The following is a 25844-nucleotide window of genomic DNA, read 5'->3' on the forward strand; positions in this document are numbered from 1 at the left end:
TTTTCAGTTTATAGAAACTAGTTTTCTTTTTTTTCGCAATGAGTAATTTGTTTCGCGGATACCGCATCCTGTGTCTAAGGTTTTGACCACTGACCTGCGGAAAAGCGGGATCACACAAAAAAGACCACCATAACTGGGAGAATGTAGCCAAAATGATCAAGAAATATTTGCTCTCGACGGCATGCGCCGGTATCGCAGCCCTCACCGCATCGCAGGCGGCTGCCGCTGATGAAATCACCGTTGCCTATTTCCTCGAATGGCCAATGCCGTTCCAGTACGCGAAGGCCAATGGCACATACGAAGAAGAAATGGGCGTCAAAATCAACTGGGTCTCGTTCGACACCGGGACTGCAATGTCCGCCGCAATGGCATCCGGCGACGTTCAGATCGCCGTCAGCCAGGGTGTTCCTCCGTTTGTTGTCGCAACCTCGGCAGGTCAGGATCTGCAAGCCGTGGATGTAGCGGTCAGCTATTCAGACAACGACAACTGCGTTGTGGCTGAAGCGCTGGAAATCGACAAGACCAATGCCGGTGAACTGAACGGCAAGAAGGTCGGCGTCCCGATCGGGACCGCTGCGCACTATGGTTTCCTGTCCCAGATGGCGCATTTTGGCGTCGACACCAGTTCGCTCGAGATCGTTGACATGGCTCCCGCCGATGGTGCGGCCGCTTTTGCTCAGGGCAACCTGGACATGGTATGCGGCTGGGGCGGCGCACTGCGTCGCATGACCGAGCATGGCAATGTTCTTCTGACCGGCGCCGAGAAAGAAGAACTGGGTATTCTGGTCTTTGATGTGACCAGTGCGCCGTCTTCGTTCATTCAGGAAGAGCCCGAACTGCTGTCCGCGTTCCTGAAAGTGACGGCTGATGCGAATGCGCAGTGGAACGCAGGCGACAACAAGGACGAAATGCTGGCCGTTATTGCCAAGGATGCCGGTATGGATCCGGCCGATGCCGAAGCGACCATCGCAACCTTCACCTTCCCGTCGGCAGACGAACAATTGTCTGCCAAATGGCTGGGCGGTGGCGCGCATGAGTTTATGAAAGGCGTCGCTGAGGTCTTTGTTACGGCAGGCAGCATTGACTCGGCACTGGACTCCTATGAAGGCGCCGTGAACTCCGCGCCTTTGTCGACAGCGTCCAACTAACAATAAAATAAAGGAATTTGGGGGCTGGCCTGTACCTCGGGTCGGTCCCCAGATGAAACAGCAGGAAGGAAACAGAATGCCTGAACTGGACATAGTCGATTTGTCCATGCGTTTTGACTTACCCAACGGCTCGTCTGTGCAGGCATTGCAGGACGTATCGCTGAGCCTGAAGGAAGGGGAACTGGTTTCGGTTCTTGGTCCGTCAGGATGCGGTAAGACAACATTGCTGAACATTGTCGCTGGATTCCTCGCACCGACCTCTGGCCGTATCGAGCTGAATGGTCATTTCGTCGAAGGCCCGGATGCGGAACGCGGTATGGTGTTTCAGAAGGGTGCTTTGTTCGAGTGGATGAATGTGCGCGAAAACGTGGAATTCGGCCCGCGCATGAAGGGCATGCCGAAAGAAGAACGCGACAAGATCTCGGACCATCTGCTTGAGGTCGTCGGACTGCAGGATTTCAAGGAAAAGGCCGTCTACGAACTGTCCGGTGGGATGCAGCAGCGGGTCGCCTTGGCGCGGTGTCTGGCCAACGAGCCAGACGTAATCCTTATGGATGAACCTCTGGGTGCTCTGGATGCACTGACCCGCGAAAAAATGCAGGGTCTGGTCCTCAAACTTTGGAAAGAGACCGGCAAGACCATCATCCTGATTACTCACTCGGTGGAAGAAGCCTTGCTGTTGGGCGAGCGCCTGATCGTGATGGCTCCGCGTCCGGGACGCATCCACAAGGAATACAACCTTCCCTTTGCCGAACGTGGGGTGAACGCCGATCTTCGCGACGTGAAGAAATCCGAGGGTTTTGCCGAAACAAGAGATGAAATCCTGTCGATGATTTGGGAAATGGAAGAGGAAATCATGGGCCGGACGGAGCAAGCATCATGATCGTACTTCTCTTTTACATCGGCCTCTTCGGCGGCGCGTTCATGATCGTCCATCTTTTGCGCAAGGGCCTGCAAAGCCGTCAGGATTTCACCAGCCTGAAGACCGTCACCTTTGGCGACGAAAGCGCTGTGCGCTCGGACCGAGCAGCCTCGATCATATCGATACTTGTTATCTTCCTGATCTGGGCGGCGTTTACCGGATCAAAACTGATCCCTTTGCACGTACCCGGCCCGTTCGTCGGCAACACCCAATTCACCTATACACTTGAGAATGCGGACGGCACCCAAGACGAGGCGACCGTATTCATTCGCGTGCCGCCCTTCGGCGAAGATACAGAAGATTTCGAAGTCGATCCGGGCCAGGGGTTTGCTAAGGACGATGCTTTTGCTGCGCCAACCGGACGGTCATCGACCATTCTGTTCGACAAAAATGACGAGGCCAAGCGCGCCGACGGAGCAAAGATCGTTGCGATCAACGGCACCCCTATCGGGCCTGGCACCAGTGTCGATGTCGGCGACGGTTCCGTATCGCTGACCGGCAAAGGAGCGATCAGCTTTACCCCGGCGCAGGGTTTGCAGATGAACCCCATCTGGCTTCCCGCACCGGAAACCGTGGTCGCTCGTTTCTTTGAGATCGCCAACGAAGGATATCAGAACTTCTCGCTTTGGGAACATCTGGGATGGTCCCTGCTGCGCGTCATTGCTGGTTTTATCGCTGGTGCACTTGTTGGCATTCCTCTTGGCTACGCAATGGGTCTGTCCGGCTGGTTCCGAGGCTGGTTCGACCCGATCGTTGAATTCATGAGACCGGTTCCGCCGCTTGCACTGATCCCACTGGTCATCATCTGGTTTGGCATCTGGGAAACCGGAAAGATCGTGTTGTTATTCCTGGCGGCTTTGTGGATCATGACCATCGCAGCCCGAGCGGGCGTGTCGGGCGTGAACATCTCGAAGATCCACGCGGCCTATTCCTTGGGAGCCTCAAAGTGGCAGATCATGCGCCATGTGATTGTCCCGAACTCACTGCCGGAAATCTTCACCGGCGCGCGAGTGGCGATGGGTGTCTGTTGGGGCACGGTGGTTGCGGCCGAGCTGGTCGCAGCACAAAAAGGTGCCGGCATGATGATCATTGCCGCGTCCAAATTCCAGCTGACGGACATCGTTATCATGGGCATCGTGCTGATCGGGATCATCGGCTATGGAATCGATATCCTGATGCGCAAAGCTGAGAACGTGCTGGTGCCCTGGAAAGGTCGCAGCTGATCCCCACGCGGTTGCTAAGCTCCAGGTTTGTGGGGCCTTCCGCCCTGGCACGTTCGAAAGATGTGTCGGGGCGTTTTTGTCGGAAAAACGCACTTCAAGTGCCGGGGATATACCGAGATTTGTAGCAGGCCAACTTACAACCGCCTGGGCAAAAGGTTGCAATTATCGCTCTGAGAACCCGCACAGATCAAATAAATGTGCGCCCTTTGTCCGGACGCCTATGAGACACGGGTGCGTTCATCCACCGTCACAAAGTCGCGCTCGCCTTGGCACGCGTTGACCTACACAACCTCTAGATTTCCCAACAAGATAGATGTCATATCGGTAGCAAAGGCTCCATCTTCCACCACGATGTTCATGCTCGTGCTGTAGTCGACCGAGTTCGACGTTATTCCGGATAAATCCGCATCGGAATCCAAAAAGACCCATTTTGCCGGAGTGGCTGGTGCGAGATCCACAGCGACTTGCAAGATAGTCAGGGCATCAAGTGCGTTGACTGTACCATCTTGAGTAACGTCGGCCGCAATCAGGTTTTCAGGCGCTGCAGGCCCCCAGGTCGGGTCCAATCCGACCGATATTCGAAGAACCTGCAAAGCATCCAGCGCGTTAACCTTGCCGCTGGCCGTGGAATACGTCTTGAGGATTTCCAACTCGCCAGAGAAAACGCCTGACGGCAGACCCAGATCGAACCGGCCTTCGCCGTCGGCGACAGAGCTGACTGTTCCCGAACCATCAGGTGTAAATCTGATCTCGGCGTCGGCGAGACTTGGATTGGATGTCTGGGAATCCACCGAAACCAAACCCAGAACACCGTCCGAACTCGGGGGCTCCAGCCCTCCAAATGTACCAAAATCAACTGGAACATGATCCGGTCCATCAAATCCGACACCAAACACGTCGTAGCGTGTCAAGGGATCACCGGTTTGGGATGTGATATGCACGATCTCGTCGATATACTGAATGTCCGCCCCCTGCGCTGTTGTCGTGAACGTCAATTGATCTGGATTGCGCAGCATCAGGTAGTCAAACAGGTCCAACCGGTCGATACCTGCCTGGAAATCTGTGATCGTAGTGGGCCCGCTGCCATATTGCATGACAAAAATGTCGGCCCCTGCCCCGCCCGTCATGGTGGTCTTTGCACTGCCCGCGATCAGGATGTCATTACCTGCTCCACCCGACAAAGTCCCGTCAAGTACGGTTGCACTGAGCATATCATCCAGGTCCGAGCCATCGACCGCACCAGCCCCTTCCCTTACGATACCGAGATCAGCAAGAGAGACGGTCAACTGCGTCAAACCCGGATCCTGCTGAGATGCGACGAGAATTTGCAATTCATCCCCAACATGCGCAACGCTCAATGTCTGGACATTTTGCAAACCGCTGTCCAGCGTGTCGGCGAAACTGTCCAAGTGGATCAGTTTCCCGTCCGGGGTCAGTGTGAAAAGGCTGATGCCGTCGTCGCCTCCGCCCGCAACAACAAAAGCGCGACCGTTCACTTCGATCACAGACAGGTCCTGAACGGACTCGAACCGCGTATTCAACGTATCCACAGCATGATCCGTCGGGATCAACCGACCATCACTGCGCAGCCCCATCACACTCAGCGAATTGCTGCCAGAACCCGCAACCACGACCCAGGAATGGCCGTAGGCTTGGACTACCTCTATCGCTGTGGGCGTCGCAATACCCAAGGTCCCAATTGCGGCACTATTGTCGACTGTGGTGAGGCTACCGTCGGTTTCGTCGACTTCAAAAACTTTGAGTGTACTGTCCGAGGCATTGGCAGCGATCACAAACTGCTCTGCCCCAGACTCGATAGCCTGCATCGAATCAGCCCGTCCCGTCACCAGTGACGCCAAGCTGAGGGAGCCATCCCCGTTGACGTGGTAGCTGCCGATCTGGCCGGTATCGTGATGAGCAAGGGTCAGCAGGTCACTTGGGCCCAACGACAGCTGCACCATGGCAGAGATATCGCCGCCTCCGTCAAGTGTATCGGTTTCCTTGAGGTCGCCGATGGTCCCGTCCGCGTTCAGCACATATCCTACCAAACCCGTTGCGTTGTTGATGTCCAGTGCCAGCTGGTCCTCGCCCGCCAGTGTGACCGGCACCCCCGTCCGACCGACCTGATACAGGATTGGACCGCTGTGATATTCGGAATCGATCAGTTGCGGCCCCATCCCCTCGGTCAGCCGCCAGACGGCAACGCCACCGAACGGGCCGGTGACGGAATAGAGGAACGTATCCCCGTTAAACGTTTTTAAAGCCGTATCGCCGATACCTGAATCGAGCGCCGTGCTCCCCGTTGCAACCACAGTTCCGAATTGAAGCATCACCTTGATCACCCCCAACGCCACCCCGGCACTGCACACAGGATGATCCGATGCTCAGACCGAAACCAAAGCGGGAATGTGGTGAAAACGAGGAGTTCGGTTCCAGTTTAACTCAATTTTTCTGGTCCGACCGCAGTCGCAACCCGAAGGCAAGACAGATGAATATGACCGGCAGTTTTTGCTGGCGATGTCTTCGAAGGATGACGGGAACCAAATCTGAGGGGCAAGACGATGAAGACACCTGAACGCCATAAAAATCCGGTTGCCAGTCCAACAACTGCAGACAAAAACCGGACCATCCGCAAGTGGATCGACCGCAGGCTGCAGCAATGGGCCGGACGCGGTTTCGCTGGTGGGCTGGTTTCGACTCTGATGGCGCTTCCGGCCTTCTCGCAGGCCACAGTGGAAGAACTCTACGCATTTCAGTTCGCAGACACGATCCCTGGAGTGCGGTCAGCCAAGGTCATGGAAAATGGGGATGTTCTACTGAAATTGGCCGATGGCCGCACAGTAACCGTCGCGGCCGAACATGTTCAGGTTCTCGATAGCGGCTCAATCATGATCGCAGAAGCCGTAGTATCAGAAATCGTCGAGTTTAGCGCCGTCGCCGAGGCTGGGGGCGTTGCTGCTGCAGGCGGCATAAGCGGAACAGGTGCCGTGTTGGGCGGTATTGGCCTTGCCGGAGCCGCCGCCGCTGGTGGCGGGGGCGGCGGTGGTGGAGATGACAGCGCCCCAACACCCAATTATCCGACGTTGAACCTGACCGAATTGCAGGCGACGTCTCTGAACAACACTCTGACCCAAGCCACTGCACCTGACGGCGCGGCCTCGGTCGAGGTCACGATCGGATCGGTTACCAAATCCGTGACCCCGGATGCGGATGGAAATTGGAGCGTGTCGCTAAGCGCATCAGAAGCCAGCGCCTTGCCCCAAGGCACATCCACGGTTGAGGTGCGAACACTGGATAGCGGTGGGCAGGAACTCTCCGCATCTACGGTGACTGTCACCGTGGATACGATTCCGCCAACTCACAGCATCAGCGGCTTCTCGGACGGTGCCGTTTTGAACAGCAGCGAGCAAGCGACAGACCTTGTAGTAAGCGGGACAACAGATGCAGAAAACGGTCAAACCGTGACCATTACCGTCGACGGCCAGACCTATGGCGGCACAGTGTCCAACGGGAAGTGGAGCGCGACGGTCCCGGCAGCCGATCTGGTAGCTTTGCCGGATGGCGCGACGATTGCCGTAACGGCGGACGTTTCGGATCGCGCCGGGAACCCAGCCGTTCAGGTCAGCAGCGGTTTCGATACCGATTTCAGCGCGCCGACCGTTTCGCTCGACCCGGTGGCAGGCGGGTCCATCGACCTGATTGACGTGGCAGGCGATCTGACCGTCACCGGAACAACAACGGCAGAAGATGGCCAACCGGTAACCGTAACACTGGATGGTCAGACCTTTGTCGGAACTGCTGTGGGAGGCAGTTGGAGCGTGACCATTCCCAATGCAAATCTCGCGGGGTTGAACACAGGCACCCCGGCGGAATTCAGCGTCTCGGTTGAAGATGCCGCAGGAAACACTGCCAGTCCGGTCAGCTTGTCTGTTCCGGTGGATCTGTCCGGCCCTTCGATCTCGATAGCGCCGCTATCGGTCGGCGCTGTCCTGAACGCCGTTGATGCCGGATCGGACCTGACCGTCACAGGTACAACCGGAAATGTAGGGGACGGGCAGCAGGTGACCCTCACTCTGGACGGCCAGACTTATTCAGGCTCAGTTGCCGGAGGCAGCTGGAGCGTAACGATCCCTTCTGCTGCCTTGATCGCTCTGGCTGATGGCGACGACTTTTCCATCACGGCAGATGTCTCTGACGCGGACGGCCTCGCGGCCCCTCAAGTGAACGTTTCGCTTTCCAAGGACGCAAGCGCGCCATCGATCAGCATCGACAACTTTTCGGATGGCACCGTTATGAACGCGATGGAACAGGGAACGGATCTGACTATCTCTGGAACGACCACAGCAGAAGCCGGTCAGACCGTCACAGTTAGCTTGAATGCCCAGACATACACAGGTCAGGCCTCTGGCGGGATTTGGACGGCTACAGTTCCTGCTACAGATTTGGCGGGTCTGACCGACGGCGCGACAATCACCGTCACTGCGGACGTCTCTGATACAGCTGGAAACCCTGCGGTTCAGGCCGTCAACAGCTTTGATACGGACTTCACTGCCCCCACCATTGCCGTCACCAACCTGTCTGACGGCCCGGTGATGAACGCCGCTGAACAAGCGACGGATCTGACAATCTCCGGCACTTCGGACGCGGCCGACGGAGCCGTTGTCTCAGTCACAATTGCGCGTGCAGACGGAACCGTCGACGTCAGCAACACTGCGACGGTGAATAGCGGTGTCTGGACCCTGACCACCGATGCCTTGGACCTGGTGGCGCTGCAAGATCAGGAAACTTATACAGTCACGGCATCGGTTACGGACGCGGCTGGCAACACCACCCAGACAACGACAAGTCTTGCAACCGACTTTTCAGCCCCGAACATCACTTTGGATCCCCTGTCAGTTGGCGCAGTACTTGATGTGACCGAGCGCAACAGTGACCTCGCAGTTTCGGGAACGACAACCGCCGAAGACGGCCAGACCGTTTCTTTCACTTTGAACGGCCAAACTTATTCTGCTGTTGTAGCCAACGGCACATGGGCCACCACCGTACCGTCATCCGATCTGGCAGCGCTGGCGGACGGTTCCGGCTTCCAGGTTTCGGCTTCGGTGGAAGACGCTGCCGGAAACGTGTCGACTGCAGCGACAAGCTCGTTCACCACAGACTTTCGCCCAACCCTGTCAATGGATGGTGTCGGCAACAATAGCGCCGTCTCGCTGGCTGAAGCTCAAAGCGCGGGGGTTACGATCACCGGATCCTCCACTGGACTGGGTGCGGGACAGGTCGTGGATGTCTTGCTTGGCGGAAATCCCGTTGGCACCGCCACTGTTGCCGCGAACGGGACGTGGTCCACGACAATTGCGGCGTCGGAATTTGCGGCGACAACCGAAGGGGATGTGTTGAGTTTCACCGCCGAGGCTGATGTGACTGGTGGTCCCAACCCGCTACCAGTTGATGCCGAGGCCACAGCCCACACATCCGCTATCTATGTCATTTCCGAAATCGGACGCAGTGGGTCCACTGTTCAGTTCGCGATCTACGCTGAAACCGATCAGGATATCTCTTTGGGCATTGCCGTGGATATGAGGTTGGAGTTTGACTCGTCGCTGGTTACATTTGATGGCGGATCCGTCGTAGGCAACGCACAGTTGCCTCTTGCGGTGAACGCTTCAAACCCAGATTTCGTAAATTTTTCAGGGGCTTCTGTGGTTTTTTCTGACCTTTCGGAGCCACTCGTCAGCTTTGAAATGACGGTTCAGGATTTGAACAGCCCGGTTGAACTGACGCTTACGACACCGTTTGGCGGACCGACGGTTTATCAACTGGGTACTGCCGGTGACGACATGCTGACTGCATCGAATGTGGATACCTTCATTCGTGGCGGTGACGGAAATGATGCGATCGATGTCTCTAATGCAGGACGCGACATTGTCATTTTCGAAGCAGACCCGGCAGTGAACGGCAGCGATGTCATCACCGGCTTCAGTCTTGGCCCCGCATCCGAGGTTTCAGACGCCTTGATGTTCAGTGGCTTGGGTGTGGAAACGCTTCGAGGCACCGGAACAGATGTTGAGTTTCTGAGTTCAGGCGAAAACCTGGGTACAAACACTGGTTTCGTTGGATTGACCACGGTCTTGGCCGAACTGACCGACGATGCGATCGAAACAGCACTTGAAAGCCTTCTGGGGACGCAATCTGGCGATGAACTCTATGTTCTGGCGACTGATGGCATCGACAGCAAATTGGTGAAGGCAGTGTTTTCGGCCTCAGACAATGCATCGGTCGATACGCTTGCGGTTTTCGATGGCTTGAATGACCTCGGCAACCTGAATGCAGACAACATCCTGCACACTGATCCAACTGGCGCAACGGCCTGAACCACTGGTGGGACAAAAGACGATCTACGAGGCTTCTATGACGCAAAATCAATGCAAACCTGTCACGGTCGAAAACTACGGAAACAAGTATTGGAAGCGATTTACCTCGTTTGAGTTCGCGCAAACCGTTTCGGATTGCCCTGTGGTTGAGACCGAGATTTTTCCTGTCGCAGCCGCTTTTCCGACCGCGTTTCGAAGAACGGGTGAAGAGGTCGAACCGGTGGCTCTGTTCACGCTTCATGCCAAGTCACCCAATCCCTTTGTTTCGGACACGGGGGCATGGGTGGCGCCCTATGTGCCATCTGCACTGCGTTGCCTTCCGTTTTTTGCAGATAGGGTCTCAAATCGTGCTGGGAACCAATTCCTGTTGATGGTGGACGAAAGTCTTGGTCTGGTTTCCGACAATCCGAAGGATGAGGTCTTCTTTGACAAAACTGGGGCCTTGTCTTCGGAACTGCGTAAAGTTCAGTCCTTTTTCCAAGCCCGTCTTGCGTCGGTCAAAAGAACACGCGCCATATGTGAAGTCCTGTCCGATCTTAATTTGTTTGACGATTTGCAAGAACACGAAGGGTACAATCTTCCACCGGGATTTCTAGGCATTTCGCAAACGCATTTGGATGCTCTTTCCCCAGAGGAAAAGACGCAATTGGCTGTTTGTGGTGCGCTTCGGTTGGTTCATGCCCACCAAATCTCTTTGTCTCACGTTCCGTGGTTGGCGCATGCGCAAACGCAAGTTCTGCAAAACAAACATCTTGCCAAACTGGACCTCACTCCAGATGCGGGTCGTTTTTTAGGTGCAATCGCGAACGCGCAAATCGCCGAAGGGTTTCTGTCGGGAAGCGCGAGGGATCAACATGCCTATTCGTGACCTCAGCACTATTACATTCGGCATCTGAGGTTCAGACCCATGACGCAATACCAACATGTTTCCGAAAAATCACCTCTGACGGAACTTGAGTCTTGCATGATGAACGTGGCCGAAACCCTCGAGCGGCCCGTGACCATGGCGACGTTGCAGGCCGCGCAAACTGACACTGAGACAGGACTGTCAGTAAGAGATGTAGTTACGCTGGCCAGTCAGATCGGGCTGCAGGCGGGATATGGTGCCCGCCACCTGAACAAATTCGATGACACGCTGTCGCCTGCCATCCTGCTGTTGGAAAATGACAGGTCGGTTGTCTTTCAAGGACGCAGCGAAGATGGCCGCTTGCTGATATTCGACCCGGCCATGGGTGCCGGGGTTGGCACGATTTCCGAAAGCCAATTGCAACATGTCTATACGGGCTATGCTGTTCTGTTTCGCCGTAGCTACAAGGAAGAGACGGTGCAGGGCACGGTCGGCAAAACCGGACACTGGTTCTGGTCAGCGCTTTCTGCCAGTCGGTGGTCCTATTTTCAGGTCGCATTGGCTGCGGCGTTGGCCAACATACTTGGCCTCTCAACGTCGGTCTTCATTATGGTGGTTTACGATCGTGTTCTTCCAAATGAAGCGACAGAGTCGCTCATCGCGTTGACCATCGGCGTCTGCGTTGCACTTGGTTTCGACTTCATCCTTAAGCTGTTGAGGGCCGGGTTTATTGACCATGCGGGTCAGAAAGCCGACATGCTGATGGGTCGGCGAATTTTCGACAAACTTCTCAACATTCAAATGAAGTCTCGCGTGGGTTCGACCGGGGCCATGAGCAGTACAATTCGCGAGTTCGAAACCCTGCGCGAGTTTTTCACATCCGCCACATTGGTTGCCATCGTCGACCTGCCGTTCATCGGTCTCTTTGTATTTGTGATTTACCTGGTCGGCGGACCGTTGGCCCTTGTTCCAGCCATGGCGGTTCCCGTTGTGTTGTTGACAGGGCTGCTTGTGCAACCTTTCTTGTCCCGGTTGGCCGAACAACAATTCAACAACGGTCAGTCCAAACAATCGGTTTTGGTCGAAGCTGTATCGGGCCTTGAAACCATAAAGACAACGTCTGCTGGTCGCCAGATGCGCGCACGCTGGGAAGGTGCGCTTGAAAGACAATCAGTGCACGGGATGCGCAGTCGGGCCATTTCTCAGTTTGCGCTCAACCTGACAGGCTTTACCCAGCAAGCGGCACAGGTATTGATAGTTTTCTATGGTGTGTTTCTGATCACGGACGGACAAGCCAGCATGGGGGCCTTGGTCGCTTCGGTTATGCTGACGGGGCGGGCGCTGGCGCCATTGGGACAGTTGGCTCAGGCCTTGACCCGGGTCCACCAAGCCCGCAGCGCATATCGAAACCTCAATCATCTTATGCAGGCACAAAGCGAGCGACCGGACGGGAAAAGCTGGATCAGTCGCACACGTTTCAGCGGTGCGATTACCTTCAGCAATGTTCATTTCGCCTATCCTGATCAAACAGATGACACGTTGAATGGGGTCTCATTCACCATCAATCCCGGTGAAAAAGTTGCGATATTGGGGCAGATCGGGTCCGGAAAAAGCACGATAGCCCGGCTGCTGCTGGGCCTGTACACGCCACGCGTCGGATCGGTGATGTTGGACGGGCTGGATATCCGGCAAATCGATCCTGGCGATCTGCGTCGAAACATCGGGGCCGTCTTGCAGGATGTCTGGCTATTTTCCGGTACAATCCGGGAAAACATCGCCAGTGGCGCGATCCGGCCCAGTGATCAGGACCTGGTCGAGGCCGGGCAGATAGCAGGGGTCGAGGATTTTGTGGCTCGCACTCCTGCGGGCTATGATCAAACTCTTGCCGAACGCGGAGAAGGGCTGTCCGGGGGCCAGCGACAAGCCATCGCCTTGGCCCGTGCCCTGATAGGAAAACCTCCGGTTTTGTTGTTTGATGAGCCCACAAGCGCGATGGACGTACAAACCGAAGCACAGGTTCTACAGCGTCTCAAGCAGGCGACGGCTGATACGACAATGGTCGTTGTCACTCATCGTCCGAGCTTGCTGGAGCTTGTGGATCGAGTGATCGTAGTCGAAAACGGAACCGTCGAGGTGGATGGACCCAAGAGTCTTCTGTCCCAACACGTGCGGCGCAACCGGAGGCACCTGAATGTCGCAGCATCGTGACTTGGCTTCATTGGCACGCGAGATGCGGGGGACCACACCATTGCGGGGCTCTATCCTACTCATGGTTATTCTTGCGTGTTTGCTTGCCGCTGGGCTTTGGGCCTATCTGACAGAGTTGGACGACGTCACGCGGGTGGATGGTCGTATTGTCCCGTCCGGAGATGTGCAGCTGATCGACGCGACGGAACCCGGAGTTCTGCAGGTTCTATACGTGCAGGAAGGGCAATTGGTGGATGCAGGCAGCCTTCTGATGGAGTTCGATACCACGCAAATCGACAGCCAGTTGAGCCAGGAACAACAACGCGCCTTCGGCTTAATGGCAAGAATGCAGCGTTTGCAGGCCGAGATTGATGGGCGCGATCTGCTATTCGACGCGGTTTTGATGGATGGGGCACCTACTGTCGTCCAATCTGAGACCGCTCTTTTTCAAGGCAGACAGGCAGAACTGCAGTCGGAAATCGACATTTTGCTGCGTCAACAGCAACAACGTCATCGCGAATACGAAGAAGGGTTGGTGGACCAAGTGACAGCCCAGGAAACGCTCAGGGTGTTGGCGGAAGAGCGCGCCTTGATGGCCCCTTTGGTGGAAAGCAAAATGGAACCTGCAACCACCCTATTGGCGTTGCGGCGCAGCGAAGCCGAATGGGAAGGACGCAAAGTCAGAGCCGTCGCGGCGACCAACAGGCTGAAAACAGGTTTGGAGGAAATTGATGATCGCATCCGAGCCGCGCGCAGCCGGTTCCGCAGTGCTGCGTTGACAGATCTGGCTCTTGCCACGGCCGAACTGGCCGCCTTGCAACCAATGCTACCCGCCTTGCAGGACCGGGCGGCGCGGGCACAGGTGCGGTCTCCTGTACGCGGAATCGTAAACCGCATCCATCGTACGACGTTAGGCGGGTTGGCGCGCAGCGGTGAAGAATTGATCGAAATTGTGCCGCTGGACGATAGTTTGCTGGTCGAAGCCTATGTACGTCCGCAAGACATCGCCTTTCTCCACGCAGGCCAGTTGGTGAAGGTCAAAATCACCGCATACGATTTCGCGCGCTATGGGGGGTTGGACGGTGAGATTGTCAGAATTGGTGCCGATACGATCACACGCTCAAACCGCAATGATGAAGAGGTCTTTGTAGTCGAGATTCGAACCAAAAGCACCATGCTGGACGCGGATGGCATCGCGGTGGAAATCATCCCCGGTATGATCGCCGAGGTCGACATTCTGGCAGGCCGCAAGACTGTAATGGACTATCTGATCCAGCCCGTTGTGAAGATCAAAGAGCAGGCTTTGCGCGAATAGTCCGATAGCGGGATAAGCCGAACAACGAAACCAATTCATGGCGTCGTGCAAAATATCAGGAGTTCATGAGACAGGTTGCTTGAACTGTTGATCAAACAAGCGTCGAAACGCGCCGTTTTGCTCGATCAGTGCATTCAGGTTACCTTGTTCAACGATCTCTCCATCCTGAACAACCATGATATTGTCAGCCTCCAGAACCGTCGAAAGTCGATGCGCGATCACGATCGTGGTGACGCTTTCGGTCAGTTTATCCAGCGCTTCTTTCACCAGCGTTTCCGATTCTGCGTCAAGCGCACTGGTTGCCTCGTCCAGCAACAGAATTTCAGCCCGCCGCAAGATCGCTCGGGCAATGGCCAGCCTTTGTTTCTGTCCCCCGGACAGAAACGCGCCGTTTTCCCCGACTTGGGTGTCGTACCCCTGAGGCAATTCGCTGATAAATTGATGAGCATGAGCCGCTTGCGCCGCCGCTATGATCTCTTCATCCGTTGCGTCCGGGGCCACGTATCGCAGGTTGTCCATGATACTGGTTGAGAACAAAAAAGTATCCTGACCGACATAGGAAATCTTGCGCCGCAGCGACGCAAAGCTAACCTCTCGCAGATCCTGACCATCAATCTCGACACTGCCCTGGTCCGGGTCATAGAACCGCATGATCAGACCAAAAATCGTGGATTTACCACCCCCTGACTGACCTACCAATGCAGTTGTTTTTCCTGCCTCGAACGTAAGGTTCATGTCCTTGATGACCGGCAATGTCCCTTGATAGCCGAACGTTACATCGCGCATACGGATCTCACCGGGTCCGCCGCGCAGATCTTTGGGCTGCGCGTGTTCTCGCATGGAGTCTTCTTCGTCCAGCAACTCGAACATCAGACCGATTGGAACCATACATGTTTCAATCACGACGCGCATTTTGGAAAGACGCTTTGCAGGTTCATAAGCCATTAGAAGAGCGGTAATAAACGACATCAGCTGGCCGGCCGTAGGAGGTTCCGAGCCCCCAATTCCCAGTGTGCTGACCACCAAAACGCCAGCGACCGCAAGGCCGGCCAAAAACTCCATCAAGGGGCTTGCGATCGATTGCAACGACGCGATGTCATTCGACCGTTTTTCAACCCGTTTAATCGCGATGTTCATTCTGTCGGTCATCCGACCTTCCAAACCAAAGACCTTGATGACTTTGATCCCGTTCGACGTCTCTTGCAAAACCTGAATGATCTCAGACAGATACTTTAACTCGGCCTGCATGATTTTGCGGACATTCTTAAGCAGATAGCGGACACTGATCAGCGCTACCGGTCCCACAACAAAAAACAAAACTGACAGCAAGGGTTGCTGATAGACCATCACAAACACCAGACCGACAAGCGTCAGAAGATCGCGCACAAAGCTGGTAACGATCACATCCACGAGCCGTCGCGCAGCCTGCGCGCCTGCAGTAACCCGCATCAAAAGGTTTGAGGACTCAATCTCGGCAAAATAGCCCACACCGCGTCTCAATAGCCTGTCATAGAGGCGCGATTGCTGAACTGCGATAATGCGGTTTCCGGCGCGTGCCAGAAAAATCGCCTGAATGTAGGATGCACAGGCCTTGGACCCAAACAGAATCACAACGACCAAAGCCACCAGATGTGCCTTTGATCTCATTTCGGGGTCTGTCATGGTATTGATGATGTTCTCCATCATCCATGCTGTACCCGCAGTAGCGGCCGCTGAGACCACCATGGCCAACATCGCGATGCCGTAAAGCCAACCCTGCTTGCGCAGGCTTTCCCCGACAAGCCGACCAATATAGCCGGATCGCCATTTCGCCCAGGCTTTGCCGATCATTCCGCTCTCCAGACCCTCGTTTGACCCCTGCATAGGGGCCGTCGCATCCTTACAATGCCCAAAGCTCCTTCGGAACCCTGCAACCCGAAATTCGAGTTGCTGTTAGTTAAGCAGGACAAGCCTGAGATTCCAGCCCACCCGGAAAGATAACGTCCCGTACAGCGCAAAACGGCACGACGCACCGGTTTTCAGTTGATGTTAGCCCCACACAACATCGCCGAGGAAAATATATCCGGCGCCATAGATGGTTTTGATCAGGCGGGGGTTCTTCGGATCCTCTCCCAGCTTTGTTCTCAGCCGTGAAACACGGACATCCATCGCTCGGTCAAAACTGTCACCCGCTGCGCCACCCAAGGCTTCTTGCATCTGGGCTCGGCTTATCAGCCGTTTTGGGCTTTCGAGAAACAGGCGCAAAACCTCGCTTTCTGCATGGCTGAACGGCGTTTCATGGCCTTTGTCATCTTCAAGGACATAGCGATCAAAATGTGCCACCCATCCGTTGAAAGTCGCGACTTCCGAATGGCTTACCTGCCCGCGTGGAGACCGTAGCCGCGCCCGGATACGAGCAACCACTTCGGCTGGATCAAAAGGTTTGGTGATGTAGTCGTCCGCTCCCAATTCCAACCCCGTCACCCGGTCCTGTACCTGCGCCCGACCAGAGATAATAATGACCGCCGCCCCTTGTTCCAAGGCCAAACGATGAACAAGGGCCAGCCCGTCCGTATCGGGCAACGATAGATCCACCAGGCACACATCCGGCGTCACGCGGTTCAAAGCGGCCTCGAATTCCCTTGCCCGTGAAAAGCTCTGAGTTCGAAACCCGGCCTCTTCCAGAGCATCCGTCAGGATGTGGCGGATCTCGGGCTCATCATCCAAAATGGTCACCAGCGGTTGGTTCATCAGACAGCCTCAGTTCGAATCAGTGCGGAAAGTTGCTTGCGCGTGAATGGCTTGTGCAACACTGGCGCAAGCTTACGTGCGCGTTGCAATTCGGGATCAGAGGGTGCCAGCGACGTCATCAGAATGCACGGCAAACCAGTCTTGAGACGCCCCAGCAAATCCAGCCCCGTGGCGTTGCCCTCCAGTCGAATATCGGACAGAACCAGCGCAATATCTTCTACGTCTTCGACCAGCGCCAGCGCCTCGTCCACCGAAGTTGCTTCGATCACCGAGAATCCCAGATCTATGAGCATATCCCTGAACTGACCGCGTAGAATTTCGTTGTCTTCCACCAACAAAACCAACCCTCCACGGATCGGCGGCGCGGGGCGGTATGGTAAGCGCAAGTTGACGGACGCGCCTGAGGGCGTGTTCTTCAGGTTCAGAGAGCCGCCGGCAAGTTTCACCGTGTCATAGACCATCGGCAAACCCAGACCGGAACCTTGGCTGCCTTTAGTGGTAAAGAATGGATTGAGCGCCTTGTCCAATGCCTCGGTCGAAAACCCGGGGCCGGTATCCGACACAGTGATCTCGACCCAGATATCCCCAATGGCATGCGCGCTTATGGTGATTTGACCGTTTACACCACAGGCATCCCGGGCGTTCAGAACCAGATTCAGAAGCGCATCCTGCAGCATACCGGGGTCCAGCATCAGCGCCTGTTCCGGCAAGGTATTGACCAAAGACAGGCCGACCCCACGTGGCAGAGAGGGTGAGGCAAGGACACGCAAGTCCTCCAAAAGCCTGCGCATATCCGTGGCTTGCGGTTGCGGGGTCCGGGTTCCCGTCATATCGGCAATTCGGTTCAGCAATTGCCCGCCTCGGCGCGCAGTCTGGCGAGTGGCCGCGACAAGTGCACGGGCTTCGTCGGGCAGGCCCATTTTCTCAAGCCGTCCCTGCATACCCAGAATAATGGTCAGCAGGTTCGAAAAATCATGCGCCAGACCGCTGGTCATCTGAGCGGCCATTTCCCGGCGGCGGGTCTGTTGCAAGGCTACACGCGCCTGCGTTTCTTCTGTGATGTCCACCGACATCACATAGACGCCACCGTCTCCATCCGGTGTAAAGGATACGCGGATACGACGCGCATCCTGATCTTCGGTAAACTCGAACACCGAAGTCTCTCCATCATACGCCTTTTGCAAATGTTCCTCGACGCGCGCAAAGGCCGCTGGCCCCAGAGCTTCAGAGATATGAAGACCCAGAATCTCGGACGGGCGTCCCGGCATCACCGAGTTCAGGCGCCGGTTCGAGTAGTCATACCGCCCGGCTTCGTCGAGATGCGCGATATGGGCGGGCATCATCTCGGTTGTCATGCGTGTGCGGGCTTCAATCTCGGTCAATTCGCGTTTGGCTTCTTCCAAAGCGGTGATTGTGGCCGCCAGTTTTCGGTTGGTGGCAGACAGTTCTTCGGCGTGACTCAGCAATTGGCCAGACAATTCCTCGGATCGTGCGCGCAGCAGGTTCTCAGCCCGTTTGGTCCCGGTGATATCCGTGTATACGGCCACCCAACCGCCTTGTGGCAACGGGGCGCCTTCGACGGCGACGACCTGACCGTTGGGTCGCACACGTTCCATATAGTGAGACTCGAACGCCAACGCCTGTTCGACGCGCAGGCGGACCATTTCTTCGATATCACCGTCCTCTCCATATTCGCCACGACTGGCCAGGAAATGGATGGTGTCGCGAAACAGCGCACCGGGTTGAAGAAGTTCGTCAGGAAGATCGAACATCTCTTGAAAACGCCGATTGCTGAGAACCAGACGTAGCTTGCTGTCATAGATCGAAAGCGCCTGACCGATCAGGTTCAGCCCGGCGATTGTCATTGCCTTGAGGCGCTGTTCGTTGACGTCCAAGTGTTCCCCCCTCCTGCGGCATATCCGTAGCACCAGATCTTCCGCAGGTGTAGAGGTGATCGAACGGCCCGGTTCTATCCGTGCAACGGTTGATTGTTGGCTGCGCGATAGGCTTGCACATAGCCGCGCGCAACCGAACGGACGGCGCGACCGATCTGTGCATAGGCTTCATCCGGCAAATTGGCAAAGGACACGCGCGCCGACCAATCGGGTGCGTCAAATCCGCTACCGTTCAGCAGAACAATGCCGTGGTCTTCGGCCAGTTTGAAGGCGATATCCAACGGATGGACGTTCTGCTTGATCCAGTCGACAACCTCTTCACCAACATATTTCCGAAGCCAGTATTCGAAATCCAGAATGCCATAGTAAGCATCGTAGTTTTCGCCCGGCGAGACCTCGATCCCCAATGCTTCTGTCAACAGTTTGAAGCGGTGTTGAACCAATTCCATACAAGCGGTCTGATATGCTTTCTTGGTGTCCACCAGTTCGACCAGCGAAAACAGCGTCATCATCACTTGCTGAGGCAGCGACAGACCTGCGGTATGGTTCAGGGCCACATCCCTGCTGTCGGCGACCAACCGATCAATGAACCGAATGTCGCGCGGCGTCAGGCTAAGGGTCCCATAGCGTTTGTCCAAAGCGTCTTTGATGTCTTCTGAATGACCCGCCAGTTTCAGGTCAAAGATATTGTCTTGCGCGACCGCGATCACGCCAAGACGCCACCCCGTACAGCCGAAATACTTCGAGTAAGAGTACACCCCGATCGTGTTGCGCGGCAGATACCCCATCACTGACGTAAAACTGTGAACAAATGTGCCATACACATCATCGGTCAGAACAAACAGATCAGGCCGATGGTTCTCGACCAGATCGGCCAGCTTTTGCAGCGAGGCATCGTTCAGCGCGACCGAGGACGGGTTTCCCGGGTTGACCAGAAAAAACGCTTTTACCTTTGGGTCCTTTAGTTTTTCCACAGCAGCATCGGTCAGCTGGAACCCATCTTTTTCATCTGTTTCCACATGCACGGACTCTAAACTGTAGTCCTCCAGCTCGGGCATTTCCAAATAGGGGGTAAAGATAGGCGTGCACAGCGCAATAGTGTCGCCAGCATTCAACAGCCTGTTGGCTTTGAGAGTTTTGAAGATATAGCACATCGCTGCTGTGCCCCCCTCGACCGCGAAGAGGTCGAATTTGGCGTCCGGGCGTTGGCCCGAGCACATGGCCCACATCAGATATTCATGCGCGATGGCTGCGTTGTGCTCCAAAATACGGTCCGGCACCGGGTAGTTGTCGCCGATGATGGAATCCGTCAGTTCATGCACAAAGGCATCGGCATCAAAGTCGAAGGCAAAGACGGCGTGTTTGACCACCTCAAGCAGCGTATCGACGCCGGGCATATCTGCATGTGCCTCGGCCCACGCCAACAGGCGGTCATGGCACCCTTGCCTTGCAGGCATTCCCCCAAGACCGGCGGGGTGGTTCATGACCCGTTTGGCCTCGGTCACCGCAAACTGGCCAAGTGCAAAAAAGGCTTCACGCGGGCGGGTGGCAATCCAATTGGGGTTGCCCCGGCCTGCGTTCAGGAAGGCCGCGTTTGACTTGTGCGCCTCGTCCGAGGCCAGTTTGATCAGCTCATCCTTGATCTGAAAAGGGCTGAGTGCTTCGTAGTCATGCAGTTTCAGTCTGTCCATGAATCCAAACCTTCCAAATCAGCTGAGAATCAAAACAACGACCATCCCAAAAATGGTCAGCAGAGTGTTTCCGATGGCATAAGGCATTCCATACCCTAACGCAGGTATTCGGCTTTGCGCCGCTTCCTGAATCATGCCCAATGCCGCCGTTGTTGTCCGGGCTCCGGCACAGGCCCCGAATAGGATGGCCGGGTGGAACTTGAACACATAGTGACCGACATAGACCGAAAAGATCATTGGCAAAGACGTCGCAACGATCCCCCAAAGCAGCAAGGCGATGCCAGCCTGTTGCAGGCCAGCAATAAAGCCTGGCCCGGCGGTGATCCCGATCACGGCGATGAATACATTCAAGCCCAAGGTGTTCATCAACCACAACGACGGGCCGGGAATCCGCCCAAAGGTCGGATGCACGGTGCGCAGCCAGCCCAGCAGCAGCCCCGACAGCAATGCGCCACCTGTGGTAGACAGGCTGATTGGAAACCCACCCATGGTGATCGCAAGTGTGCCCACCAATCCACCGAGGAAAATACCCCAACCGACAAAAGCCAGATCGGTAGTGTCGACAGGGCGGTCTGCATAGCCGATCTCGGCAATCATGGCCTCAACATGGCGCTTGCTGCCCAGAACGGTCAGGATGTCACCGCGATGCAGGACGGTGCCGGGCAACAGAGGCAGTTCAACCATGTTGCGCATCAGTTTCGAGACATAGACCCCGCGCGCCAAGGACAGCTTGCCCAGGTCTTCCAATGTTTTGCCATGCACGTCCTTGTTGGTGATAAGAACATCCAGCTTTTCGGACGGGATGCTCAACAGGTCCGGCGCGTCGGCCTCTTTCAGTTTTGATTCAAGCAGACCGACAAGGTCGGCGCGACGACCCGAGAACATGACCGTGTCGCCTGCCTGCAGGATTGTGGTGTCTTCGACCTCAACGATCTGGTCGGCGCGCTTGATCCGTTCGGCATAGATGCGGATGCCGGGCATAAGGTCTTTCACCGGCTGCCCCAACAGATCGCTGCCGTCGGGAATGACAAAGGCGCGGGATTCGATGGCGCGATAGCCCGAGACGATGCCCTCACCGGTGTCCACAGCTGAACCGCCACCCAGCTTGGCCTCGTATTCCTTACAGGCGGCAACAAGATCCACACCAATCAGGCGCGGCCCGATCTTGGCCAGAATGATGGCAGACCCGATAGTGCCGTAGATATAGGTCACTGCATAGGCGATCGGGATCTGGTTGGCATAGGTCTGCGCCTGCTCACTGGACAGGCCCAGTTGGCTGATCTGATCTGTCGCCACCCCAATCGCGGCCGAGATGGTTTGTGATCCCGCATAGAGACCGGCGGCAAAGCCCAGTTCCAGCCCGGCCACTTTGGCAGCCACAACCGGAATGATCAGACACAGGGCCAAAACACTCAGGGCAAACAGAACTTCCCGTGCCCCGTCAGCTTTCAGGCCACGTATGAACTGAGGTCCCACGCCGTAACCGACGGCGAAAATGAACATGATGAAAAAAGTCGATTTGACAGCCGAATCTATGTCGATATGCACCTGTCCGATGACCACAGCAGCAAGCAACGTGGTTGTGACCGTTCCCAGGCTGAATCCCATGACCTTCCACGGTCCGACAAGAAACCCAATGCCAATGGACAAAAACACGGCAAGTTCGGGGTAAGTTTGCAGTACATGCACAAACCAGTCGATCATCGCCAATCTCCCGACACGGCCAACTACATGTGCAAACGCTCCACCTAGAATTGAGCGCGTCTGACAACAACTGGTATCCGGCCGGACAAATTCAAACAGAGTTTTAAAAGCTGACGATATCGTAAGATATGAATTTGTCTAGGATTCTTGCGATCCCCTATTGGAAGCGTTGACGGGACTTTGCCCCCTCACGCGTAATCGAATGCAGCGACAGCGTGTGGTCCATGTTGCGCATCCGATGCCGCAGCATTTGACGACCGAGCCGGGCAAGATCAGCGGCGAATTCGGGTTTGTTGGCAACATTTGCAAACTCTCCTTGCGCCGCGTGGTCGAACAAAAGCGGGGGCAAATCAGCCGCAAATTCAACCAAGGTAAACCGCCCATCCCTAAGGATGCCCAGACATGAATCGCTGGTGCCGGTTCCCAACTGCTTTTGCCACAGCGTTGGAGCCTCAGGCTCGGAAAAATCAAGTTCACTGAACGTATAGCTGCGCCAATCCTTAGGCCTGTCGCCGCGCAAAAGTGGCAGCAATGAGCGGCCATCCATAGAGTTCGGAACGGATTGACCAACCCAATCCAGAATGGTTGGCGTAACGTCGATGGATTCGGTGGGGATGTCGACAACGCTGCCCGCGCGGGACTGGTTGCCCGGCAACCGGATCATCAGCGGTGTGTTATAGGCCGCGTCATAGACCGTCATTTTGCCCCAGCTATGCCTGTCGCCCAACATCTCACCGTGGTCGGCCGTGATCACCACCAGCGTGTCATCATATTGGCCACTGTTCTTGAGGGACTGGACCACGCGCCCGATGTGATGATCCACCTCAGTTGCAAGCCCCAGGTACACTGCTCGCAAGGTGCGGATGTTCTCATCTGTCGGGTCCACCTGATCAAAACCCTGCACAAACGCGCGGGCAGTATAGGTGTCCAGCATGGGGCCGAAGAACGGATGCAGCGCCGTCTCTTCTGCCAAGGTTTTCAGCCGCGCGGGCAAGGGAACCTTGCTCGGGTCGTACATGTCATTGTACGGCGCCGGCGCGACCAATGGCGGATGCGGGCGGATATAGGTCAGATGCGCAAACCAGTTCTGCCCCGTATAGGGCGCAAGGCTGCTCAGGAAAGCATCGGTCAGGAATGCGGTATCGCTGTCGTCGGCACTGTACAGCGCCGGATCGTTCAGCCTGGGCATCTTGCCGGATGGCGACACGGGCTTGTACACATCCATGTAGGTATCAAACGCATAGCCCTGCTTCATGAGATGCGCGCGCCACGGATAGGATTCTTCCAGCCGCATTTCGACAACTTCGTGAAAGCCGTTCAACACCTGCTCGTAGGTTTTCACCATCGGGTCGTTCGGGTCAAACGCGCGAGGATCTGCGGGCGTGTCGGTGTATCCGAACAGCATCGGCAGATATCCGGCCTTTCGCATTTCGGTGGCGATGTTTGGCGTGTCATGGCGCAGCGGCGTTCCGTTGCGCACAGACCGGTGGTTCATCGCATATTGACCCGTCAGCAGCGACGCGCGCGACGGCCCGCAAGGATTGGTGACCGAGAAATGACGGTTGAAGGTGACCGCCTCGCCCATAAAGGCCCGCAGGTTCGGCAAATCGACATGCGCGGCCAACGCTCCGTTCAGGCAATCGGCGCGCAGCTGGTCAATAATTATGAACAAGACATTGCCGGCTTTCTGCATGACATGCCCCCTGCCGCGGTTTCACGCGCACAGTGTCGCGGTTTCTGGACCCGTGCAACAGATTAGTCTTTACCCTTTGTGCAAGTGTCGCAGCAACGCAATCCCGGACAGAGAAATCCCAAGGCAGGGGCACAAAGTCATTGCAGCCTCTGGGTGTTTTGCATCACATGACCTCATGACGCGCCCAACCATAACAGCCGAACGTGAAGGTGATGGCACTCTGGTCCGGATTGCAGGCGAAATGCTGACGCAATCGCTGGCAATGGTCGAGAGCGCATTCGCAGGCATCCAGCCCGCAGGCGGCAGCGTTACGCTGGACTTGTCCGATGTCGAGGCTTTGGACACGGGTGGGGCCTGGCTGGTTGCCGATCTGGCAAAGCGCTTCACGGGGACAGGTGCGCAGCTTCGGTACAAAGGCGTCCAGCCCGCGCACGCGGCGCTGATCGAGACGGTGTCACACAACATACCGGAAAAACCCGGAAAACTCGCAGAACCGCGCAGTTTCGTGGATTGGGTTGCGGATGTTGGTCAAGGAACCGTCGGTTCCTGGAAGGATACGCTGTCGATCCTGGGGTTTCTGGGCCTGACATTGCATCGTCTCGGGCGCACCTTGATCATGCCCTGGCGCCTGCGCCGCGCGGCGCTGTTTACGCATATGGAAGAAACCGGGTTCAAGGCCCTGCCGATTGTCGCACTGATGGGGTTCCTGATTGGTGTTGTCTTGGCCTTTCAGGGTGCGACCCAATTGAAGCAGTTCGGGGCCGAGATATTTGTGGTCGAGCTGATTTCGATATCCGTTCTGCGCGAGTTGGGGATTCTGCTGACCGCCATCATTGTGGCCGGTCGGTCGGGCTCGGCCTTCACGGCCTCAATCGGGTCAATGAAGGTTCAGGAAGAGATCGACGCCATGCGGACGCTGGGCCTGGACCCAATCGAGGTTCTGGTGGTCCCGCGCGTTCTGGCGCTGTTGATCATGCTTCCCATTCTGGGGTTTGTCGCTGATATTGCTGGTTTGTTCGGCGGTGGATTGATGAGCTGGATCGATCTGGGCATCAGTCCCGGCATGTTCGTCACGCGGTTGAATGAAAGCACGGACGTCTGGCAGCTTGCGGTCGGGTTGATCAAGGCACCGTTCTTTGCGCTGGTCATCGGCGTGATCGCCTGCTGGCAGGCAATGCAGGTCAAAGGCTCGGCCCAGAGCGTTGGTCAACGCACGACCGCCTCTGTCGTACAGTCGATCTTCATGGTGATCGCCATCGATGCGCTGTTCTCGATCTTCTTCTCCGAGATCGGGGTCTGACATGGACGGTACGGTTCAACATCAGGCCACTCAGGCAGATGCGCAACGCGAGGCCGTGATCCGTGTGCGCGGGCTGCGCAACCAATTCGGGCCGCAAGTGGTGCATGACAATCTGGACTTGGACGTCTGGCGCGGAGAAGTTCTGGGCATCGTCGGCGGGTCGGGCACAGGTAAATCGGTGCTGCTGCGGACGATCGTGGGGCTAAACACACCCGCCGCCGGCAGCATCGAGGTTCTGGGCGTCGACGTGTTGAATGGTCCCGAGGCCGACCGCCGCCGCATTGAACGTCATTGGGGCGTGGCGTTTCAGGACGGGGCACTGTTTTCCTCGCTCACGGTTTTGCAGAACGTCATGGCACCGCTGCGCGAACACACGGGCCTCAGCGAGAAACTGATGGAATCCCTGGGGGCGCTCAAAATCAGCCTTGTGGGTCTACCACAGCTGAGTTGCGGTAAGTTTCCATCCGAACTTTCAGGTGGGATGCGCAAACGGGCAGCGCTGGCACGGGCATTGGCGCTCGACCCCGAGATCGTTTTTCTGGACGAACCTACCGCCGGGTTGGACCCGATCGGCGCCGCTGCCTACGACGATCTGATCGGAGAGTTGCAGCAAGCACTGGGGCTTACGGTTTTCATGGTTACCCACGATCTGGACAGCCTGTATGCCATCTGCGACCGCATCGCGGTGCTTGCAGAAAAACGCGTACTGGTTGAAGGTCCAATAGAAGAGATGACCAAGGTCGATCATCCTTGGGTCCGGGAATACTTCACAGGCCCCCGCGCCCGTGCGGCGCAACAGAAGGGGTAGAGCAGGTAAG

General features: G+C 56.3%; 16 protein-coding genes. 9 read left to right on the forward strand and 7 right to left on the reverse strand.

Annotated features, from left to right (window positions below; translation table 11 throughout):
* Positions 1-152: 152 nt before the first annotated feature.
* The 3 genes from ACR0L4_RS12765 to ACR0L4_RS12775 all read left to right on the forward strand — a co-directional run bounded on the left by ACR0L4_RS12765 (position 153) and on the right by ACR0L4_RS12775 (position 3293).
* Positions 153-1148 (forward strand): ABC transporter substrate-binding protein, encoded by a 996-nt coding sequence (locus tag ACR0L4_RS12765; RefSeq protein ID WP_170749634.1) that lies wholly within the window; start codon positions 153-155, stop codon positions 1146-1148.
* A gap of 76 nt (positions 1149-1224) precedes the next feature.
* Positions 1225-2031 (forward strand): ABC transporter ATP-binding protein, encoded by an 807-nt coding sequence (locus ACR0L4_RS12770; protein ID WP_170749635.1) that lies wholly within the window; start codon positions 1225-1227, stop codon positions 2029-2031.
* Positions 2028-3293, forward strand: coding sequence for an ABC transporter permease (locus ACR0L4_RS12775; protein WP_480513413.1), 1266 nt, complete (start codon positions 2028-2030; stop codon positions 3291-3293). Before ACR0L4_RS12770 ends, ACR0L4_RS12775 begins: the two co-directional genes overlap by 4 nt.
* A 281-nt stretch (positions 3294-3574) precedes the next feature.
* On the opposite strand, the gene ACR0L4_RS12780 is transcribed toward ACR0L4_RS12775, so the two are convergent.
* Complete coding sequence (locus tag ACR0L4_RS12780) at positions 3575-5623, reverse strand: dockerin type I domain-containing protein (RefSeq protein ID WP_480513415.1); 2049 nt, start codon at positions 5621-5623, stop codon at positions 3575-3577.
* Positions 5624-5854: 231 nt separating this feature from the next.
* On the opposite strand from ACR0L4_RS12780, the gene ACR0L4_RS12785 reads away from it, so the two are divergent.
* From ACR0L4_RS12785 to ACR0L4_RS12800, 4 genes are read left to right on the forward strand one after another with little or no spacing between them, the layout of a single operon-like run.
* Entirely contained in the window at positions 5855-9664 is a 3810-nt protein-coding gene (locus ACR0L4_RS12785) for a beta strand repeat-containing protein (RefSeq protein ID WP_480513417.1), read from the forward strand.
* Positions 9665-9701: 37 nt separating this feature from the next.
* A complete protein-coding gene (locus ACR0L4_RS12790; RefSeq protein WP_480513419.1) occupies positions 9702-10532 on the forward strand; it encodes a SapC family protein in 831 nt (276 codons plus the stop codon).
* 39 nt (positions 10533-10571) lie between these two features.
* Complete coding sequence (locus ACR0L4_RS12795; protein WP_480513421.1) at positions 10572-12719, forward strand: type I secretion system permease/ATPase; 2148 nt, start codon at positions 10572-10574, stop codon at positions 12717-12719.
* Positions 12703-14013: an HlyD family type I secretion periplasmic adaptor subunit gene (locus ACR0L4_RS12800; protein ID WP_480513423.1), complete on the forward strand. Its 1311-nt coding sequence runs from the start codon at positions 12703-12705 to the stop codon at positions 14011-14013. Before ACR0L4_RS12795 ends, ACR0L4_RS12800 begins: the two co-directional genes overlap by 17 nt.
* A 63-nt stretch (positions 14014-14076) precedes the next feature.
* On the opposite strand, the gene ACR0L4_RS12805 is transcribed toward ACR0L4_RS12800, so the two are convergent.
* From ACR0L4_RS12805 to ACR0L4_RS12830, 6 genes are all read right to left on the reverse strand, one after another.
* Positions 14077-15843: an ABC transporter ATP-binding protein gene (locus ACR0L4_RS12805; protein ID WP_480513425.1), complete on the reverse strand. Its 1767-nt coding sequence runs from the start codon at positions 15841-15843 to the stop codon at positions 14077-14079.
* A 198-nt stretch (positions 15844-16041) separates the two neighbouring features.
* On the reverse strand, positions 16042-16743 hold the full coding sequence (locus ACR0L4_RS12810; protein ID WP_170749643.1) for a response regulator transcription factor: 702 nt from the start codon (positions 16741-16743) through the stop codon (positions 16042-16044).
* Positions 16743-18608: a PAS-domain containing protein gene (locus tag ACR0L4_RS12815; RefSeq protein ID WP_480513593.1), complete on the reverse strand. Its 1866-nt coding sequence runs from the start codon at positions 18606-18608 to the stop codon at positions 16743-16745. The genes ACR0L4_RS12810 and ACR0L4_RS12815 overlap by 1 nt, the downstream gene beginning before the upstream one ends.
* Positions 18609-18712: 104 nt before the next feature.
* Positions 18713-20329 carry a bifunctional aspartate transaminase/aspartate 4-decarboxylase gene (locus tag ACR0L4_RS12820; protein WP_480513427.1) on the reverse strand — a complete coding sequence of 539 codons (1617 nt, stop codon included), beginning with the start codon at positions 20327-20329 and terminating at the stop codon, positions 18713-18715.
* A gap of 18 nt (positions 20330-20347) precedes the next feature.
* Positions 20348-22033, reverse strand: coding sequence for an aspartate-alanine antiporter (gene aspT, locus ACR0L4_RS12825; protein WP_480513429.1), 1686 nt, complete (start codon positions 22031-22033; stop codon positions 20348-20350).
* A 157-nt stretch (positions 22034-22190) separates the two neighbouring features.
* The gene (locus ACR0L4_RS12830; RefSeq protein ID WP_480513431.1) at positions 22191-23726 is read right to left on the reverse strand and encodes an alkaline phosphatase family protein; all 1536 of its coding nucleotides are present in this window, start codon (positions 23724-23726) and stop codon (positions 22191-22193) included.
* Positions 23727-23901: 175 nt separating this feature from the next.
* On the opposite strand from ACR0L4_RS12830, the gene ACR0L4_RS12835 reads away from it, so the two are divergent.
* Together ACR0L4_RS12835 and ACR0L4_RS12840 are read left to right on the forward strand one after the other, a co-directional pair.
* Entirely contained in the window at positions 23902-25026 is a 1125-nt protein-coding gene (locus ACR0L4_RS12835) for an ABC transporter permease (RefSeq protein ID WP_170749648.1), read from the forward strand.
* 1 nt (position 25027) lies between these two features.
* Positions 25028-25834, forward strand: a complete 807-nt coding sequence (locus ACR0L4_RS12840) for an ATP-binding cassette domain-containing protein (RefSeq protein WP_170749649.1) — start codon at positions 25028-25030, stop codon at positions 25832-25834.
* Positions 25835-25844 lie beyond the last annotated feature (10 nt).

Source organism: Ruegeria sp. AB5 (assembly GCF_056542645.1).

Excerpts from the sequence above, each read along its gene's own strand:
- ACR0L4_RS12790 (WP_480513419.1), top strand. The coding sequence starts at position 9,702 with ATGACGCAAAATCAATGCAAACCTGTCACGGTCGAAAACTACGGAAAC.
- ACR0L4_RS12830 (WP_480513431.1), bottom strand. The coding sequence starts at position 23,726 with ATGCAGAAAGCCGGCAATGTCTTGTTCATAATTATTGACCAGCTGCGC.
- ACR0L4_RS12775 (WP_480513413.1), top strand. The coding sequence starts at position 2,028 with ATGATCGTACTTCTCTTTTACATCGGCCTCTTCGGCGGCGCGTTCATG.
- ACR0L4_RS12785 (WP_480513417.1), top strand. The coding sequence starts at position 5,855 with ATGAAGACACCTGAACGCCATAAAAATCCGGTTGCCAGTCCAACAACT.
- ACR0L4_RS12780 (WP_480513415.1), bottom strand. The coding sequence starts at position 5,623 with ATGCTTCAATTCGGAACTGTGGTTGCAACGGGGAGCACGGCGCTCGAT.
- ACR0L4_RS12795 (WP_480513421.1), top strand. The coding sequence starts at position 10,572 with ATGACGCAATACCAACATGTTTCCGAAAAATCACCTCTGACGGAACTT.
- ACR0L4_RS12800 (WP_480513423.1), top strand. The coding sequence starts at position 12,703 with ATGTCGCAGCATCGTGACTTGGCTTCATTGGCACGCGAGATGCGGGGG.
- ACR0L4_RS12835 (WP_170749648.1), top strand. The coding sequence starts at position 23,902 with ATGACGCGCCCAACCATAACAGCCGAACGTGAAGGTGATGGCACTCTG.
- ACR0L4_RS12820 (WP_480513427.1), bottom strand. The coding sequence starts at position 20,329 with ATGGACAGACTGAAACTGCATGACTACGAAGCACTCAGCCCTTTTCAG.
- ACR0L4_RS12765 (WP_170749634.1), top strand. The coding sequence starts at position 153 with ATGATCAAGAAATATTTGCTCTCGACGGCATGCGCCGGTATCGCAGCC.
- ACR0L4_RS12840 (WP_170749649.1), top strand. The coding sequence starts at position 25,028 with ATGGACGGTACGGTTCAACATCAGGCCACTCAGGCAGATGCGCAACGC.
- aspT (WP_480513429.1), bottom strand. The coding sequence starts at position 22,033 with ATGATCGACTGGTTTGTGCATGTACTGCAAACTTACCCCGAACTTGCC.
- ACR0L4_RS12815 (WP_480513593.1), bottom strand. The coding sequence starts at position 18,608 with ATGACAATCGCCGGGCTGAACCTGATCGGTCAGGCGCTTTCGATCTAT.
- ACR0L4_RS12810 (WP_170749643.1), bottom strand. The coding sequence starts at position 16,743 with ATGAACCAACCGCTGGTGACCATTTTGGATGATGAGCCCGAGATCCGC.
- ACR0L4_RS12805 (WP_480513425.1), bottom strand. The coding sequence starts at position 15,843 with ATGATCGGCAAAGCCTGGGCGAAATGGCGATCCGGCTATATTGGTCGG.
- ACR0L4_RS12770 (WP_170749635.1), top strand. The coding sequence starts at position 1,225 with ATGCCTGAACTGGACATAGTCGATTTGTCCATGCGTTTTGACTTACCC.